The sequence below is a fragment of the Agaricicola taiwanensis genome, assembly GCF_014635245.1.
In the GTDB taxonomy this organism is placed as follows: domain Bacteria; phylum Pseudomonadota; class Alphaproteobacteria; order Rhizobiales; family Methylopilaceae; genus Agaricicola; species Agaricicola taiwanensis.
Genome location: NZ_BMCP01000002.1, coordinates 287,393 through 303,008, shown reverse-complemented (window position 1 = coordinate 303,008; position 15,616 = coordinate 287,393). Strand labels below are relative to the sequence as shown.

Annotated in this window: 15 protein-coding genes; 6 read left to right on the top strand and 9 right to left on the bottom strand. The window is 62.3% G+C overall.

Annotation, left to right across the window (positions count from 1 at the left end; all coding sequences use genetic code 11):
- Window positions 1-129 precede the first annotated feature (129 nt).
- Both IEV58_RS08910 and IEV58_RS08905 read left to right on the top strand, forming a co-directional pair.
- On the top strand, window positions 130-1,362 hold the full coding sequence (locus IEV58_RS08910) for a TadE/TadG family type IV pilus assembly protein (protein WP_188409388.1): 1,233 nt from the start codon (window positions 130-132) through the stop codon (window positions 1,360-1,362).
- A gap of 471 nt (window positions 1,363-1,833) precedes the next feature.
- Entirely contained in the window at window positions 1,834-3,114 is a 1,281-nt protein-coding gene (locus IEV58_RS08905) for a TadE/TadG family type IV pilus assembly protein (RefSeq protein WP_188409387.1), read from the top strand.
- A gap of 64 nt (window positions 3,115-3,178) precedes the next feature.
- Here IEV58_RS08905 and purQ read toward each other — a convergent pair whose 3' ends face one another.
- The 3 genes from purQ to purC form a co-directional block, all read right to left on the bottom strand.
- The gene (purQ, locus tag IEV58_RS08900; RefSeq protein ID WP_188409386.1) at window positions 3,179-3,877 is read right to left on the bottom strand and encodes a phosphoribosylformylglycinamidine synthase subunit PurQ; all 699 of its coding nucleotides are present in this window, start codon (window positions 3,875-3,877) and stop codon (window positions 3,179-3,181) included.
- Window positions 3,878-3,892: 15 nt separating this feature from the next.
- The gene (purS, locus tag IEV58_RS08895; RefSeq protein WP_188409385.1) at window positions 3,893-4,144 is read right to left on the bottom strand and encodes a phosphoribosylformylglycinamidine synthase subunit PurS; all 252 of its coding nucleotides are present in this window, start codon (window positions 4,142-4,144) and stop codon (window positions 3,893-3,895) included.
- 86 nt (window positions 4,145-4,230) lie between these two features.
- The gene (gene purC, locus IEV58_RS08890) at window positions 4,231-5,001 is read right to left on the bottom strand and encodes a phosphoribosylaminoimidazolesuccinocarboxamide synthase (protein ID WP_229729308.1); all 771 of its coding nucleotides are present in this window, start codon (window positions 4,999-5,001) and stop codon (window positions 4,231-4,233) included.
- Window positions 5,002-5,269: 268 nt separating this feature from the next.
- Between purC and IEV58_RS08885 the strand changes: the two genes are divergently transcribed.
- The 3 genes from IEV58_RS08885 to IEV58_RS08875 all read left to right on the top strand — a co-directional run bounded on the left by IEV58_RS08885 (window position 5,270) and on the right by IEV58_RS08875 (window position 6,703).
- Window positions 5,270-5,590, top strand: coding sequence for a DUF1476 domain-containing protein (locus IEV58_RS08885; protein WP_188409383.1), 321 nt, complete (start codon window positions 5,270-5,272; stop codon window positions 5,588-5,590).
- Window positions 5,591-5,673: 83 nt separating this feature from the next.
- Entirely contained in the window at window positions 5,674-6,075 is a 402-nt protein-coding gene (locus IEV58_RS08880; RefSeq protein WP_188409382.1) for an SH3 domain-containing protein, read from the top strand.
- Window positions 6,076-6,154: 79 nt separating this feature from the next.
- Window positions 6,155-6,703 carry an SH3 domain-containing protein gene (locus tag IEV58_RS08875; protein WP_188409381.1) on the top strand — a complete coding sequence of 183 codons (549 nt, stop codon included), beginning with the start codon at window positions 6,155-6,157 and terminating at the stop codon, window positions 6,701-6,703.
- A gap of 12 nt (window positions 6,704-6,715) precedes the next feature.
- On the opposite strand, the gene IEV58_RS08870 is transcribed toward IEV58_RS08875, so the two are convergent.
- The 4 genes from IEV58_RS08870 to IEV58_RS08855 form a co-directional block, all read right to left on the bottom strand.
- Complete coding sequence (locus tag IEV58_RS08870; RefSeq protein WP_188409380.1) at window positions 6,716-7,267, bottom strand: RBBP9/YdeN family alpha/beta hydrolase; 552 nt, start codon at window positions 7,265-7,267, stop codon at window positions 6,716-6,718.
- 5 nt (window positions 7,268-7,272) lie between these two features.
- On the bottom strand, window positions 7,273-8,580 hold the full coding sequence (gene purB, locus IEV58_RS08865; RefSeq protein WP_188409379.1) for an adenylosuccinate lyase: 1,308 nt from the start codon (window positions 8,578-8,580) through the stop codon (window positions 7,273-7,275).
- A gap of 60 nt (window positions 8,581-8,640) precedes the next feature.
- Window positions 8,641-9,324 (bottom strand): ribulose-phosphate 3-epimerase, encoded by a 684-nt coding sequence (rpe, locus tag IEV58_RS08860; RefSeq protein ID WP_188409378.1) that lies wholly within the window; start codon window positions 9,322-9,324, stop codon window positions 8,641-8,643.
- A 65-nt stretch (window positions 9,325-9,389) separates the two neighbouring features.
- The gene (locus IEV58_RS08855) at window positions 9,390-10,205 is read right to left on the bottom strand and encodes an RNA methyltransferase (protein ID WP_188409377.1); all 816 of its coding nucleotides are present in this window, start codon (window positions 10,203-10,205) and stop codon (window positions 9,390-9,392) included.
- 138 nt (window positions 10,206-10,343) lie between these two features.
- Between IEV58_RS08855 and IEV58_RS08850 the strand changes: the two genes are divergently transcribed.
- Complete coding sequence (locus tag IEV58_RS08850) at window positions 10,344-11,555, top strand: NADP-dependent isocitrate dehydrogenase (RefSeq protein ID WP_188409376.1); 1,212 nt, start codon at window positions 10,344-10,346, stop codon at window positions 11,553-11,555.
- 103 nt (window positions 11,556-11,658) lie between these two features.
- Here the strand turns inward: IEV58_RS08850 and alaS are convergent, their stop codons facing one another.
- Window positions 11,659-14,316 carry an alanine--tRNA ligase gene (gene alaS, locus IEV58_RS08845; protein WP_188409375.1) on the bottom strand — a complete coding sequence of 886 codons (2,658 nt, stop codon included), beginning with the start codon at window positions 14,314-14,316 and terminating at the stop codon, window positions 11,659-11,661.
- Window positions 14,317-14,453: 137 nt separating this feature from the next.
- Window positions 14,454-15,542, bottom strand: a complete 1,089-nt coding sequence (gene recA, locus IEV58_RS08840) for a recombinase RecA (protein ID WP_188409374.1) — start codon at window positions 15,540-15,542, stop codon at window positions 14,454-14,456.
- Window positions 15,543-15,616: the final 74 nt, after the last annotated feature.

The following is a 15,616-nucleotide window of genomic DNA, read 5'->3' as shown; positions in this document are numbered from 1 at the left end:
ACATTCCATTAGAACAAGGCATTTACCTAGCCGCAATCTAACTCGTAAATACATCGAATTTTAGATGCATATGAAAGTTCATGCATCTATTAAAGATTGACGGAAGTTGAAGGCCCGGAGCACGGCAAAATGTCCTTGGTATCCCGTTTTGGTCAGGATCAGCGCGGCAACATCGCCATGATGTTCGGCCTGAGCATCCTTCCGGTTGTTATCGCCATGGGCCTAGCACTGGACTACACACGCGCGTCTGACTTGAAGACGCGCCTGCAGGCTGCCGCGGATTACGCCGCCCTGGCGACCATGAACAAGGACAATCAGGGCAAGTCACTCGCAGAGCTGGAAAACGATGCGGAAGCGCTGTTCCAGAGTTCGCTGGATCCCCGGGATGCGGCGCGCCTCCGCAACGTGAAGGCCCGAGTTACGACGACCGACGAGGACAAGAAGAGCCTGCTGCTGACCTTCGACGGCGACATCGAAAACGCGCTGATGCCGGTGGCAGGTATCGACACCACCACCGTCACCGGGTCGGTGTCGGTCAATATGGGCGCTGCGCGGCAACCGCTGCGCTACCATTTCCTCATCGACACCTCGGATTCCATGGGCCTCGCGGCCGATGACTTCTCGAGGGACGCGCTCAGGGCGGTGACACCATCAGAAACCCATCCGCAAGGCTGCGAATTTGCCTGCCACCTGAAGATGAGTTCCGAACCTGCGACCTACCTCGAAGTCGCCCGTGGCATACAGGGCATGAAGCTCCGCATCGACGTCGCCAAAAGCGGGATCGAGCGGGCGCTCGATATGGCGGAAGCGCGCGAAAGCGGCCAGACCGCCCCCTTCAGCTTTTCGCTTTATTCCATTTCCGACGACCTGAAGACGATCATCGCCCCCACCACCGATAAGCGCGCAGTCCGCGACGCATTAAGCCAAGTCGACATCGGCTACAAATCGCCGGCCGAAGCTGCGACCTTCTTCGACAAGACACTGCCGAACGCCGCCTGGCAATTTCGCAATCACGAAACCAGCGACGTCATCATCCTTGTAACGGATGGCGTGCAGTCCGCACGCGGCAAGAAGAACGAAGACGGCACCAATGATGTGCGCATGATCGACCTCACCTATTGCGACGACCTGAAGAAGGGCGGCCGGAAGCTCGCGGTGATCTATACCGAGTATCGGCCGATCCAGGGCGACGCCACCTACGACGCCACGGTCGCCAACTTCCGCGACCAGATCGAAGACCGCCTCCGCCAGTGCGCCTCTTCCCCCGATCTCTTCGAGATGGGAGATGCGCCAGAGGACATCGTGAAGGCCTTCGAGACGCTCTTCAAAAAGACCTACGACGTCCTTCGCCTGGCAACCTGATAGCCCCCACCGCGTCGCGCTGATCAGAGCACCGGCTATCCGCCGGTGCTCATTCATTTTGAGGCGCAGGGGTCGCCGCGGAGACGCCGATTCCGTCTGTCCCGGATCGGAGCAAGCCTCCGCAGCGCCCCCATAAGCAGCCATATCCGCAAGATACACAAAAGGCTTGCCGCTGCAGAAAATGCACCAAATCGGGGCATCCAGTCCCATTTCGGGATCGCGCTTTTCCCAACTCCAAAGCGGCCTGTCTGCCTCAGACGGAAGACCTGCTGGCAGCCGGCAATCACAACCAGCTGAAAACTGAGCGATTCCCCCATCAGGAGTCAGAATTAAGCATAAAATTCAGCACCAATAGTAAATCTACATTTACCAAGATCGTAAGCCGATCGTAAATAGATTGGATTTTAGATGCATCTAAGAAATAAACGACCTATTAAATATTGACGAAATTTAAAGACGTGGAGTTCAGAGATGTCCCTGCTTTCCCGCTTCCGCAAAAATGAGCGCGGCAATATCGCGATCTTGTTCGGCCTGGCGGTAACCCCGGCCATCATGGGAATGGGCCTCGCGGTGGACTACACCCGCGTCAGCAATGCCCGCACGGAACTACAGGCGGCCGTCGATGCAGCAGCCGTCGCTGCGGCAAAGGCAGCCGGTAATATGAATGACGACGAGTTCGAAAAATATACGGACGCCTTCTTCAAACAGAACCTCGGCCAGCCGAGCTTCGAGTTCGGCTCATTCAAGGTAGAGCGCGACGAGAAGGCAGTCGTCGCGAAAGGCGAAGGAACTTTGCCAACCGCTTTGATGGCCATAGTCCCGGGCTATGAAACGCTGCCGGTAAAGGCCGAGGCCCGGGTTGAGTGGAAAAGCACGAAGATCGAAGTGGCTATGGTCCTGGACACTACCGGCTCAATGAAGGGCAACAAAATCGCCGAAATGAGGAAGGCCGCGAAGGGTCTCGTCGACATCCTCGCAAGCAATGAATACACCACGGATGCGGCTCGTATCGCGGTTGTACCATTCAATGCTCAGGTGAGGATCGACACCAAGTACCGCAATTCCGACTGGCTCTACGCCGAATTGAACGATCCCGCTTACCAAAACCGGCCTCAGTATCAGGACGCGGCATATCAAGCGACGACCCGCAGTGCCTGGCGGGGCTGCCTGAGCAATCGCGAGCGTGCCGGTAACTACGATGCCACGATCAAGAAGGCCTCCAGCAGTTCTCTACGCCAAACAGGCCACTGGGCGAGCACGTGTGAGAGCAACTCGGCAACCATCACGCCGCTGACAAACGACTTCGGCAGACTCAAGCAGGACATCGGCTCTCTTCCCGCGGTCGGTGCGACGAACATCACCCTCGGTGTCTCCTGGGGATTGATGACTCTTTCTGATGAGGGGATCTTCGCAAACGCTGCGCCAGCCTCTCGTGAGGTGGAAAAATTCATGATCGTCCTCACCGACGGCGACAACACCGTGGATCGAGTTACGAAGTATGCCGAACCGCACCTGCCGGGCGGAACAGCTCGTATCAACGACATGAACCAGCGGACAGCCCTCGCTTGCTCAACCGCAAAATCGGAAGGCATCAAGATCTACACGATCCGGGTGATCAACGGCGACGCTGACCTGCTTCGCAATTGTGCGACCGATGACAGCAAATATTACGATGTTCAGAATGCTGCTGAGCTTGACGGTGTCTTCCGCAACATCGCGATGGAAATTGGCAACATCCGTCTGACGAACTGACCTCCTGCTAGAAACAAAAAAGCCCGGCGCGAGCCGGGCTTTTTGTTTGCCACTCACGGCGGCGCTAAGCGTTCTCAAGCACCATCGACAGGCTTTTGAACAGGGCGAGGCCATCAGTCGGCCCCACCGCCGGATCCACGTGGTTTTCCGGGTGCGGCATCATGCCGAGCACGTTGAGTTTCGGCGAATAGATGCCGGCGATCGCGTTCAGAGAGCCGTTATGGTTCCAGCCGGCGTCGATGCTGCCATCGGGGGCGCAGTAACGGAAGGCGACGAGCCCCTCACCTTCCAGCCGTGCCAGCGTTTCCGCATCGGCCTGATAGTTGCCCTCGCCGTGCGCGCAGGGGATCGCCAGAACCTGGCCCCTGTCATAGGCGCGGGTGAAGGGCGTATCGTTGCGCTCCACCTTCAGGTTGGTCACCTTGCAGACGAAGCGCTTTTCCTTGTTGCGCATCAGCACGCCCGGCAGCAGCCCCGCCTCGCAGAGGATCTGAAAGCCGTTGCAGATGCCAAGCACGAGGCCGCCGCGATCGGCATGGGCCTTCACCGCGTCCATGATGGGCGACCGACCGGCGATGGCGCCGCAGCGCAGATAGTCGCCATAGGAAAAGCCGCCCGGCAGCACCACGATGTCCGTCCCGGAAGGAAGCGATGTGTCCCCATGCCAGACGATCGCGGCCTCCTGCCCCGTCGCCAGCCTCAAGGCGCGGGCGGCGTCATGTTCACGGTTGGAACCGGGAAAGACAACGACGGCGGATTTCATGGCATCACCTCGGATTTAGGCGTGGTTATCCAGGATTTCGACCCGGTAATTTTCCACCACGGTGTTGGCGAGAAGCTTTTCGCTCATGGCCTTGAGCTGTGTTTCGGCGGCCGCGCGATCACTGCCGGAGAGCTCGATGTCGAACACCTTGCCCTGGCGCACGCTGCCGACACCGGCAAAGCCGAGACTGCCGAGCGCGCCTTCGATCGCCTTGCCCTGAGGATCCAGGACGCTGGGTTTCAGGGTGACGGTGATGCGGGCTTTCATGATCGGCTCTCGAGAATGGTTCTTTTAAGAAAACAGGGGCCAGTTGGCCCCTGCGGTAGCATCGTCGCCCAATCCTGGCAAAGCTTTTAGTGCTTGACCAGGGAAGGGCCGGCCGTCGGCGGCGGATTATCGCTTTCCGACAGGATGCCGAGACGGCGGGCAACCTCCGAATAGGCCTCAACGAGGCCGCCCATGTCGCGGCGGAAGCGGTCCTTGTCCAGCTTGTCGTTGGACTTGATGTCCCACAACCGGCAGGAATCCGGGCTGATCTCATCGGCCAGCACGATGCGTACCATCTCGTTCTCCCAGAGGCGGCCGCATTCCATCTTGAAGTCGACGAGGCGGATGCCGACGCCGAGGAACAGACCGGACAGGAAGTCGTTGACGCGGATCGCCAGCGACATGATGTCGTCGATCTCCTGCGGGGTCGCCCAGCCGAAGGCGGTGATGTGCTCTTCGGAGACCATGGGATCGTTCAGCGCGTCGTTCTTGTAGTAGAACTCGATGATCGACCGGGGCAGCTGGGTTCCTTCCTCGATGCCGAGGCGCGTCGACAGCGAACCGGCGGCGACGTTGCGCACCACCACCTCCAGGGGCACGATCTCAACTTCGCGGATCAGCTGCTCGCGCATGTTGAGGCGGCGGATGAAGTGGGTCGGCACTCCGATGTCGTTCAGGTGCTGGAAGATATATTCCGAGATCCTGTTGTTCAGCACACCCTTGCCGTCGACGACCTCATGCTTCTTCGCGTTGAACGCGGTCGCATCGTCCTTGAAGTGCTGAATGAGCGTTCCAGGTTCCGGACCCTCATAGAGGATCTTCGCCTTGCCCTCGTAAATGCGGCGGCGGCGATTCATGGGCATATACCGTGGCTTGAGGAAATCCATATCGTGGCGCTCGAGGCTCCTTGTTGAGATGCCGGTCATGCCGCCGGAATCGGCAGCGGCCCAGCACGCGTCCCCGCCCGAGCGCGCGCAACCTATCCGAAGGCACCGCCCGTGACAATGAGAGCTTTCACGAAGACGCGCGCTTTGTGAGGCTCCGTTGATTTAGGGAATGCCGGGTTTTATGCAAGATAGTGACCATTCCGCCGCAACGGGCGGGGCGATAGGGAGACATACGGATATGACCACGTTCGACAAGCGCGAAGAGACCTTTGAACGCCAGTTCGCGCATGACGAGGAACTCCGTTTCAAGGCCACGGCCCGGCGCAACCGCCTGCTTGGCCTTTGGGCCGCCGAGAAGCTCGGCAAGAGTGGCGATGAAGCCGATGCCTACGCCAAGGAGGTGGTCCACGCCGATTTCGAAGAGGCTGGCGACCATGACGTGTTTCGCAAGATCCGCGCTGATTTCGATGCCGCCGGCGTGACGCAGTCCGATCACCAGATCCAGCGCACCATGGTCGATTTGATGGACCGCGCGATCCTTGAAGTGAAGAGCAGCTGAAAGCCTTGTTTCCAACATAGTCCGGCGCAGGAATGTTATCATCCTCATCATGCGCCGGACCTGCCGGCCAAGGGATTTGCGTCATGACCTTGTCCTTGAAACATCTTCTCGTCGCTGGCGCGACATCGCTCGCGACAGCGACCTCCGCCCTCGCCGTCCCCGCAAATGTGACGGCGGACCTCAATCTCCGTCAGGGGCCGGGCACCGCCTATGCCCCGGTCGCGACCATTCCGCGTGGCGATATGGTTGAGGTGGTCGACTGCCAGGGCGCATGGTGTGAGATTGGCTGGCGTGGTTATGGTGGCTTCGCCAGCCGCTCCTACCTTGCATATGACTATCGCGGCCCGCGCCGTTATGCGCCGGCGCCCGTGGTCGTGATGCCGCCCCCGCCTCCGCCTCCGGGCCCGGTGATCTACTCGGTGCCTTACTACGATCCCCCGATCTATTATCGCGGAGGCGGCGTCGGCCTCTTCTTCGGCTTCTGACAGTCGCCAGCAACCTTTCGCGCGGCTGCAACGTTTCCATAAATCTCTCGCGCGAACGCGCTGTTATGAGCTGAAAGCCATGGTTGCCAGAACCGCCACCCTTCTTTCGGTCCTGCTGCTGTCGGCGGTCTGGGCCGCCGACGCGCAGGCTTATTCCGCCTACGCCACCGCGGACCTGAACGTCCGGTCCGGACCCGGGACACGCTACCCTGTCATAACGACGCTGAGGGACGGCGAGCCGGTTGAAGTCATCAGTTGCGCCGGATCCTGGTGCCGCCTCGACTTCGGCGGCGGTCAGGGCTTCGCCAGCGCCTCCTATCTTGCCACAGGAGGGCCACGCGCGGTCTATCGGCCGCCTGTTGTCGTTGCGCCCGCGCCCTATTTTGTCGACCGCTACTACTACGGGTCCAACAACTATCGCTACCGCGACCGCTATCGTCGCGACCGTCATCGCGATCGCTATGATCGTGATCGCCGGCCTTCGCGCGGCGGCCGCCCCAACCGCGATGGGGCGGTGACGGTTGGGCCTGGCGGTAGCCTGATTTACCCATCCGGCCGCAATCGCTCTCGAGGCGGTGATAGCATGAGCCCGCAGCAAAGGCATGAGCGCGACGGCTCAAACTCGTAGCTAGGCCTCGGCTCAGAGCCGCGAAATGAAGCCGGCGAAACGCAGGATGCCTTCGGGCCAGGGGCCGTGGCCGCTGGCCCCGTTGATATGCCCTGCCTCGCCCGCCTGAGCGATTTCCGCGCCCCAAAGCGTACCAAGCCGCACCGCTTCATCGTGTTCGCAGAATTCGTCGTTGCTGCTGACGGTCAGCACCGTTGTGAAGGGCAACGGCGCCTCGGGCATCGCGGCAAAGGCCGGGTCGATGCTACCCGCTGATGCCAGAAAGGCCGGCGCCGGCGGAGCGACGAGAAAGGCCCCGGCGACCTTGCCCGGCGTGAACCGCGGTGCAGCGTGAACGACCGTTGGCACGCCCAGGCTATGGGCGACCAGCACGACCGGCCGGGTGGACGTGTTCACCTCACTCACGAGCCGGTCCGCCCAGTGGCTGAGAACCGGCTGCTCCCAGTCGTCCTGTTCGACCCGCCGGGCGGTCGACAACTTCTCCTGCCACCGGCTCTGCCAATGGTCGGGGCCGGAATTCTGCCAGCCTGGCACCATCAGGATGTCGGCATCCGCCGCGCGCATGGAGGTCAGGCCCGGCCGAACACGCGACGGAAGATCGTGTCGACGTGCTTGAAATGGAAGTCGAGGTTGAAGAGCGACTCGATTTCCGCTTCCGACAGCTTCTGAGAAACCTCGGCGTCGCCTTTGAGAAGACTCATGAAATCGCCCTCGCCCCGCCAGACCGGCATAGCATTGCGCTGCACCAGGCGGTAGGCGTCTTCGCGCGATACGCCCTTCTGCGTCAGCGCGAGCAGCACGCGTTGGGAATGGACGAGACCGCCGAGAAGATCGAGATTCTTCTGCATGCGCTCTGGATAGATCAGGAGCTTCTCGATGACGCCGGCAAGGCGGTTGAGCGCGAAATCGAGCGTGATGGTGGCATCCGGCCCGATGAACCGCTCGACCGAGGAATGCGAGATGTCGCGCTCATGCCAGAGGGCGACGTTTTCCATGGCCGGCAGGGCGTAGGAGCGCACCATCCGGGCAAGGCCCGTGAGGTTTTCCGTCAGCACGGGGTTGCGCTTGTGCGGCATGGCGGACGAGCCCTTCTGCCCGGCCGAGAAGTACTCTTCCGCCTCCAGCACCTCGGTGCGCTGCAGGTGGCGGATCTCGATGGCGAGGCGCTCCACCGAAGAGGCGGTCACTGCCAGCGCCGCGAAGAAGGCCGCGTGCCGATCGCGGGGGATGACCTGGGTCGATACCGGCTCCGGCTTGAGGCCGAGTTTCTCCGCGACATGTTCTTCCACGCGCGGATCGATATTGGCGAAGGTTCCGACGGCACCGGAGATGGCGCAGGTGGCGACTTCCTCCCGTGCAGCGACGAGCCGCGCGCGATTGCGCTGGAACTCAACGTGGGCCTGGGCGAGCTTCAGCCCGAAGGTCACAGGCTCGGCGTGAATGCCGTGACTGCGGCCTATGGTCGGCGTTAGCTTGTGCTCGAAGGCGCGCTTCTCCAGCGCGGCCAGCACCCGGTCAAGATCGGCGATCAGGAGATCGGCCGCCCGGACGAGCTGGACGTTGAGGCAGGTGTCCAGCACGTCTGACGACGTCATGCCCTGATGGACGAAGCGGCTGTCCGGTCCAACGAATTCGGCAAGATGCGTGAGGAAAGCGATGACGTCATGCTTGGTCTCGCGCTCGATCTCGTCGATCCGCTCCACGTCGAAGGTCGCGGCTCCGCCCTTCTCCCAGATGGTCCTGGCCGCCTCCTTGGGGATCACGCCAAGATCGGCCAGGGCGTCACAGGCATGAGCCTCGATCTCGAACCAGATGCGGAACTTGGTCTCCTGCGACCAGATCGACACCATCTCGGGGCGGGCGTAACGGGGGACCATTCAGAGACCTCTTGAATATCAAAAATGGGAAGCGCCGGCGCGCTTCCGGAAAAGGAGAACTCAGGCCGCCACAGCGTTCGCGGCCAAGCCGGCCTTGCGGATTGCCTCTATCCGCTCGCCGTAACGCTCGGCGCCGGCGGAATAGACCGCGGAACCGGCGACCAGGACATTGGCGCCGGCCTTGACGCAGGCACCTGCCGTGTCGGGCGTCACGCCCCCGTCGATGACGATGTCCACGGGTCGTCCCGCAAGCATGTCGCGTATCTCGCGGATTTTGGGGACCACCGGCTGGATGAAGGACTGGCCGCCGAAGCCGGGATTGACCGTCATGACGAGGACGAGGTCGATGCGGTCAAGCACGTAACGGATGACCTCGGCCGGCGTTGCCGGATTGAGCGCGACGCCGGCGCGCTTGCCGAGCGCGCGAATGGCCTGCAGCGAACGATCGAGATGCGGGCCCGCTTCGGCGTGAACGGTGATGGCATCCGCCCCGGCCTTGGCGAAAGCATCCAGATAGGGATCAGCCGGCGCGATCATCAAGTGGACGTCCAGCGGCTTCTTCGTATGCGGGCGGATCGCCCGAACCACCTCGGGACCGAAGGAGATATTCGGCACGAAATGGCCGTCCATCACATCCACGTGGATCCAGTCGGCACCCGCTTCGTCGACGGCGCGCACCTCCTCGCCAAACCGCGCGAAATCCGCCGCGAGAATCGAAGGGGCGATAAGAACGTCCTGGGTCATACCGGATCTCCAGAGGGGAAGAACCGCGCGATTACCACGCGGCGGCGAGCACGCCAACCCGGCTTCTATTCGGTCTCAGCCTTGTCCATGTTCTTCAGGATACGCCGCTCGCGACGCTCGCCCTTGGCCGGGCGCCCCTCCACCAGCGAAGCCACCACGCCGTGAAGGGTGCGCAGATCCTGCTGCGTCAGTTGCAGGCCCTGGAAGATGTTGCGCAGGTTACGGCTCATGATCTCGCGCTTTTCCGGAGATCGGAAGAAGCCCGAGGCGTCGAGCTCCTGCTCAAGATGCGCATAAAACGCGTTGAACTCTTGTTTGATCGCCGGCCGGGAGCGCGGCTGCGTCTCATAGGGGATCTCGCCGCCGGAAGCCTGCATCAGGCAATAGCCGACCAGGAGCACGGCCTGCGCAAGATTGAGCGAGGCATAGGCCGGATTGACGGGGAAGGTCAGGATGCGGTCCGCCTGCGCAACATCATCATTGGAGAGGCCGGACTTCTCGCGGCCGAACAGGATACCGGCCTTGACGCCCGTTGCTTCCATGGCGCGGATGCGGCGGGCGCCCTCTTCCGCGTCATCGACCGGCTTTTCCTGTCCACGTTCCCGGGCGGTGGTGGCGACGAGATAGGAGATATCGGCAATCGCCTCCTCCAGCGTGGCGAAGACCTTGGCCTCTTCAAGAACGTAAGCGCCGCCAGCCGCGAACATGGTGGCGGCCCGGCTGGGAAATTCATCGCGCGGCGCGACGAGGCGCAGTTCGGAAAGGCCGAAATTGGCCATGGCGCGCGCCGCCGCACCGACATTTTCCATGAGCTGGGGCTCGACCAGGATGATGGCCGGGCCTCCGGTGAGGCGTTTTGCCGATCGGTTCGTTCCGGCCATCCAGGCCACTCCTGTCAACAGTAAGCCTCGGCCCACTCTATGCCTTGGCGTTTGCCGCGCCCGCATGCTAGAGGGGCCGCGATAGTTTCAAATGCGGTTCAGCCCCGCTTCCCCTGCACAGAAAAAGGACATGGCGCAATGGCGAAAATCAAGGTCGCGAATCCGGTGGTGGAACTTGATGGCGACGAGATGACCCGGATCATCTGGCAGTTCATCAAGGACAAGCTGATCCATCCCTATCTCGACGTCGACCTGCACTATTATGACCTGGGCATGGAGAACCGCGACCGCACCGACGATAAGGTGACGGTGGATTCCGCCGAGGCCATCAAGAAATATGGTGTCGGTGTGAAGTGCGCGACCATCACGCCCGACGAAGGCCGCGTCGAGGAATTCAAGCTGAAGAAGATGTGGAAGTCGCCCAATGGCACCATCCGCAACATCCTCGGCGGCGTGATCTTCCGCGAGCCCATCATCTGCAAGAACGTGCCGCGCCTCGTTCCCGGCTGGACGCAGCCCTTCGTCATCGGCCGCCACGCCTTCGGTGACCAGTACCGCGCCACCGATTTCAAGTTCCCCGGCAAGGGCAAGCTGACCATCAAGTTCGTCGGCGAGGACGGTCAGGTGATCGAGCACGAGGTGTTCGACGCTCCGGGTTCCGGCGTCGCCATGGCCATGTACAACCTGGACGACTCGATCCGCGATTTCGCCCGCGCCTCCTTCAACTACGGCCTGGCCCGCAACTATCCGGTCTATCTCTCCACCAAGAACACGATCCTCAAGGGCTATGACGGCCGCTTCAAGGACCTCTTCCAGGAGATCTTCGACGCCGAGTTCAAGGATCAGTTCGACGCCAAGAAGATCACCTATGAGCATCGCCTCATCGACGACATGGTGGCATCCTGCCTCAAGTGGTCGGGCGGTTATGTCTGGGCCTGTAAGAACTACGACGGCGACGTGCAGTCCGACACCGCGGCCCAGGGCTTCGGCTCGCTCGGCCTCATGACCTCCGTGCTGATGACGCCGGATGGCAAGACCGTCGAGGCGGAAGCGGCCCACGGCACGGTGACGCGTCACTACCGCCAGCATCAGAAGGGCCAGGAGACCTCGACCAACTCCATCGCGTCGATCTTCGCCTGGACCCGCGGCCTCGCACATCGTGCAAAGCTCGACGACAACGCTCAGCTCGCGAAGTTCGCCGCAACGCTGGAAAAGGTCTGCGTGGACACGGTTGAATCCGGCTTCATGACCAAGGACCTCGCCCTTCTCGTCGGGCCTGAGCAGCGCTGGCTTTCCACCACCGGCTTCCTCGACAAGGTCGACCAGAACCTGCAGAAGGCCATGGCCTGAGCATCGCCTAAGACTTAAAAACACAAAAGGCGCGGAGAGATCCGCGCCTTTTTTCATGTTTCAGGAGAAGAAAAGGGACGCGCCATCGCCTCCCCCCAATCGGTCAGCTTGCTGCGCGCATCGTTTCGGCAACAGCATCGAGGGCCTCGTTGGCCTTGGAGCCGTCAGGGCCGCCGGCCTGGGCCATATCGGGGCGACCGCCGCCGCCCGTTCCGCCGAGGGCCGCTGCCCCGGCGCGCACGAGGTCGACCGCGTTGAAGCGTGCTGTCATGTCAGGCGTGACGCCGATGACGATGCCGGCCTTGCCTTCGCCGGTCACACCCACAATGGCGACGACACCGGAACCGATCTGCTTCTTGCCGGCATCGGCAAGGCTTTTGAGGTCCTTCATCTCGATGCCTTCGACTGCGCGGGCGAGCAACTTAACGCCGTTGAGGTCACGGACTGCGTCATCGGCGTTGGCACCGGATGCGCCGCCCATGGCCATCTTCTTGCGCGTCTCCGCAAGCTCGCGTTCCAGGCGGCGACGGTCCTCGACGAGCGCGGCAAGGCGCGTCTCCACATCCGCCACCGAAACCTTGAGTTCGGAGGCCAAACCTTCAAACCGGCGCGCGCGCTCGGCGAGATGTTTGCGCGCCGCCTCACCCGTCAGGGCCTCGATCCGGCGCACGCCCGCCGCGACGGCACTCTCGCCCACCACCGCCACAAGACCGATATCGCCTGTGCGCTGGGCATGCGTGCCGCCGCAGAGCTCTATCGAGAAGACCTTGCCATCCTCGTTGGCGCCCATGGAAACGACCCGGACTTCATCGCCATATTTCTCGCCGAAGAGCGCGCGTGCGCCCGAGGCAATGGCATCGTCAACGGCCATGAGACGCGTCTCAACGGGTGCGTTCTGGAGCACCATGCGATTGGCGATGTCCTCGACCCCGACGAGTTCGCCCGACGCAACCGGCTTCGGGTGCGAGATGTCGAACCGCAGACGCTCGGGCGAGACCAGCGAGCCCTTCTGCGCGACGTGGTCGCCGAGCACCTGGCGCAACGCCTCGTGCAGAAGATGGGTCGCGGAATGATTGGCGCGAATCGCGGTGCGGCGGCCATGATCGACCTTCAGCTCCAGCGCGAGGCCTGGCACCAATTCGCCCTCCTCCACCGTCACAGCGTGGACGAAGAGACCATCAGCCTTCTTCTGTGTGTCCGTGACGCGCGCCTTCACACCGGCACCCGTGACGACGCCGGTGTCACCTACCTGGCCGCCGGACTCCGCATAAAACGGCGTCTGGTTGACGATGAGGAAGCCACTTTCGCCTTTCGCGAGGCGGTCCGCCTCGGCGCCATCCTTCACGAGCGCCAGCACTTCGCCTTCCGCGCTTTCGGTGTCATAGCCCAGGAACTCCGTGGCGCCGGCCTTGTCGCGAAGACCAAACCACACCGTCTCCGTCGCCGCTTCTCCGGATCCGGCCCAGGCCGCACGCGCCTCCGCCTTCTGCCGCGCCATGGCAGTCTCGAAGGCCGCAGTGTCGACGCTGATGCCGCGGGCACGCAGGGCATCCTGCGTCAGATCCAGCGGGAAGCCATAAGTGTCATAGAGCTTGAAGGCGACGTCGCCGGAGAAGGTATCACCCTCGGAAAGTTGAGCGCTTTCCTCATCCAGCATGCCGAGGCCCCGCACCAGCGTCTTGCGGAAGCGGGTTTCCTCAAGTTTCAGCGTCTCGGTGATCAGAGCCTCGGCCCGCAGCAGCTCCGGATAGGCCGGCCCCATCTCGCGGATCAGGGCCGGCACGAGGCGATACATCAGCGGCTCCTGCGCGCCGAGAAGCTGCGCATGCCGCATGGCGCGGCGCATGATCCTACGCAGGACATAGCCACGGCCTTCATTGGACGGCAGGACGCCGTCCGCCACCAGGAAGGATGAAGCGCGCAGGTGATCGGCGATGACACGATGGCTGACGCGGGCCTTGCCTTCTGCCGGCGCGCCGCTGGCCTCGACCGAAGCGCGAATCAAGGCCTGGAAGAGATCGATGTCGTAGTTGTCGTGCTTGCCCTGGAGCACCGCGGCGACGCGCTCCAACCCCATGCCGGTGTCGATCGACGGACGCGGGAGATCGACGCGCTCGCTCTTCGACAGCTGCTCATACTGCATGAACACGAGGTTCCAGATCTCGATGAAACGGTCGCCGTCTTCGTCAGGCGATCCGGGAGGCCCACCCGGAACGCCCTCGCCGTGATCGAAGAAGATCTCCGAGCACGGGCCGCAAGGACCGGTGTCGCCCATGGCCCAGAAGTTGTCCGACGTCGCGATGCGGATGATGCGGCTGTCCGGCAGTCCGGCCACCTTCTTCCAGAGACCGAAGGCCTCCTCATCGTCATGATAGACGGTGGCGAGCAGGCGCGAGGCATCGAGGCCATAGGTCTTGGTAACAAGCCGCCAGGCGAAATCGATGGCATCGGCCTTGAAGTAATCGCCGAAGGAGAAGTTGCCGAGCATCTCGAAGAAGGTGTGATGCCGGGCCGTGTAGCCGACGTTCTCGAGATCGTTGTGCTTGCCGCCGGCCCGCACGCATTTCTGCGCCGTGGTGGCGCGCGCATAGGGGCGCGCCTCAACACCGGTGAAGACGTTCTTGAACTGCACCATGCCGGCGTTGGTGAACATCAACGTCGGGTCGTTGCGGGGCACCAGCGGGCTCGACGGCACGGCCGCATGCCCTTCCTTCACGAAGAAGTCGAGAAAGGCCGCCCTGATCTCGTTGACGCCGCTCATGATACCGATCCTGTCGTCTAGTCACCTTAGCGCTGGCACCTGCCAGCAAACAGCGAAACGCGCCCCGCCAGGGAGCGCGCCGCCATGTCTTAGCCTGAGGTCCGGGAGAGTGTCCAGAAAGCCGGAGCCTTAAGAACTCAATCTTCCGGCGGCGTACCGTCGTCCTCGCCGTCGCCCGGCTCCTGGTTGAGGATCTGCTCGGCGATAAGGCCCGAGTTCTGCCGCACCAAAGCTTCGATCTTCGCGGCGATCTCAGGGTTGTTCCGCAGGAATATCTTTGCGTTCTCCCGACCCTGCCCAAGGCGTTGGCTATCGAAGGAGAACCAGGCACCGGACTTCTCGACCACATTGGCCTTGACGCCGAGATCGATCAACTCGCCCATCTTGGAGACGCCTTCGCCATACATGATGTCGAATTCGACCTGTTTGAACGGTGGCGCCACCTTGTTCTTGACCACCTTGACGCGGGTCTGATTGCCCACCACCTCATCGCGGTCCTTGATGGCGCCGATGCGGCGAATGTCGAGGCGCACGGAGGCATAGAACTTCAGTGCATTGCCGCCCGTGGTTGTCTCCGGACTGCCGTACATGACGCCGATCTTCATGCGGATCTGGTTGATGAAGATGACCAGCGTCTTGGAGCGGGAAATGGAAGAGGTCAGCTTGCGCAGCGCCTGGCTCATCAGGCGGGCCTGCTGGCCGGGCTGAACCTCGCCCATTTCGCCTTCCAGTTCCGAGCGCGGCACGAGGGCGGCGACCGAATCCACCACCAGCACGTCCACCGCGCCGGAGCGGACCAGCGTATCAGCGATCTCAAGCGCCTGTTCGCCGGCGTCGGGCTGCGAGATCAGGAGGTCATCGAGGTTGACGCCCAGCTTGCGGGCATAGATCGGATCGAGCGCGTGTTCGGCGTCGACGAAGGCGCAGACGCCGCCCTTCTTCTGAGCCTCAGCGATGGTGTGCAGCGCCAGCGTGGTCTTGCCCGATGACTCCGGGCCATAGATCTCGACCACACGGCCGCGTGGCAATCCGCCGACGCCGAGCGCGATGTCAAGGCCGAGAGACCCCGTCGATACGGTCTCGATTTCCACGATCTGCTGGCCGGCGCCAAGCCGCATGATCGAGCCTTTGCCAAAAGCCCGCTCGATCTGCGAGAGCGCGGCGTCCAGCGCCTTCGTCTTGTCCATTGAGGTTCCTTCAACGAGCTTGAGAATCGATTGGGCCATGATGCGCGCTCCTTATGCACGGCTGAGAAGAGCCGTTCAATGTGGGCGCGACATTCGCATGTTCCCGTCTTGTT

Coding starts and splice junctions, on each gene's coding strand:
- IEV58_RS08910 (WP_188409388.1), top strand. CDS start 130: ATGTCCTTGGTATCCCGTTTTGGTCAGGATCAGCGCGGCAACATCGCC.
- IEV58_RS08905 (WP_188409387.1), top strand. CDS start 1,834: ATGTCCCTGCTTTCCCGCTTCCGCAAAAATGAGCGCGGCAATATCGCG.
- purQ (WP_188409386.1), bottom strand. CDS start 3,877: ATGAAATCCGCCGTCGTTGTCTTTCCCGGTTCCAACCGTGAACATGAC.
- purS (WP_188409385.1), bottom strand. CDS start 4,144: ATGAAAGCCCGCATCACCGTCACCCTGAAACCCAGCGTCCTGGATCCT.
- purC (WP_229729308.1), bottom strand. CDS start 5,001: ATGAATCGCCGCCGCCGCATTTACGAGGGCAAGGCGAAGATCCTCTAT.
- IEV58_RS08885 (WP_188409383.1), top strand. CDS start 5,270: ATGACCACGTTCGACAAGCGCGAAGAGACCTTTGAACGCCAGTTCGCG.
- IEV58_RS08880 (WP_188409382.1), top strand. CDS start 5,674: ATGACCTTGTCCTTGAAACATCTTCTCGTCGCTGGCGCGACATCGCTC.
- IEV58_RS08875 (WP_188409381.1), top strand. CDS start 6,155: ATGGTTGCCAGAACCGCCACCCTTCTTTCGGTCCTGCTGCTGTCGGCG.
- IEV58_RS08870 (WP_188409380.1), bottom strand. CDS start 7,267: ATGCGCGCGGCGGATGCCGACATCCTGATGGTGCCAGGCTGGCAGAAT.
- purB (WP_188409379.1), bottom strand. CDS start 8,580: ATGGTCCCCCGTTACGCCCGCCCCGAGATGGTGTCGATCTGGTCGCAG.
- rpe (WP_188409378.1), bottom strand. CDS start 9,324: ATGACCCAGGACGTTCTTATCGCCCCTTCGATTCTCGCGGCGGATTTC.
- IEV58_RS08855 (WP_188409377.1), bottom strand. CDS start 10,205: ATGGCCGGAACGAACCGATCGGCAAAACGCCTCACCGGAGGCCCGGCC.
- IEV58_RS08850 (WP_188409376.1), top strand. CDS start 10,344: ATGGCGAAAATCAAGGTCGCGAATCCGGTGGTGGAACTTGATGGCGAC.
- alaS (WP_188409375.1), bottom strand. CDS start 14,316: ATGAGCGGCGTCAACGAGATCAGGGCGGCCTTTCTCGACTTCTTCGTG.
- recA (WP_188409374.1), bottom strand. CDS start 15,542: ATGGCCCAATCGATTCTCAAGCTCGTTGAAGGAACCTCAATGGACAAG.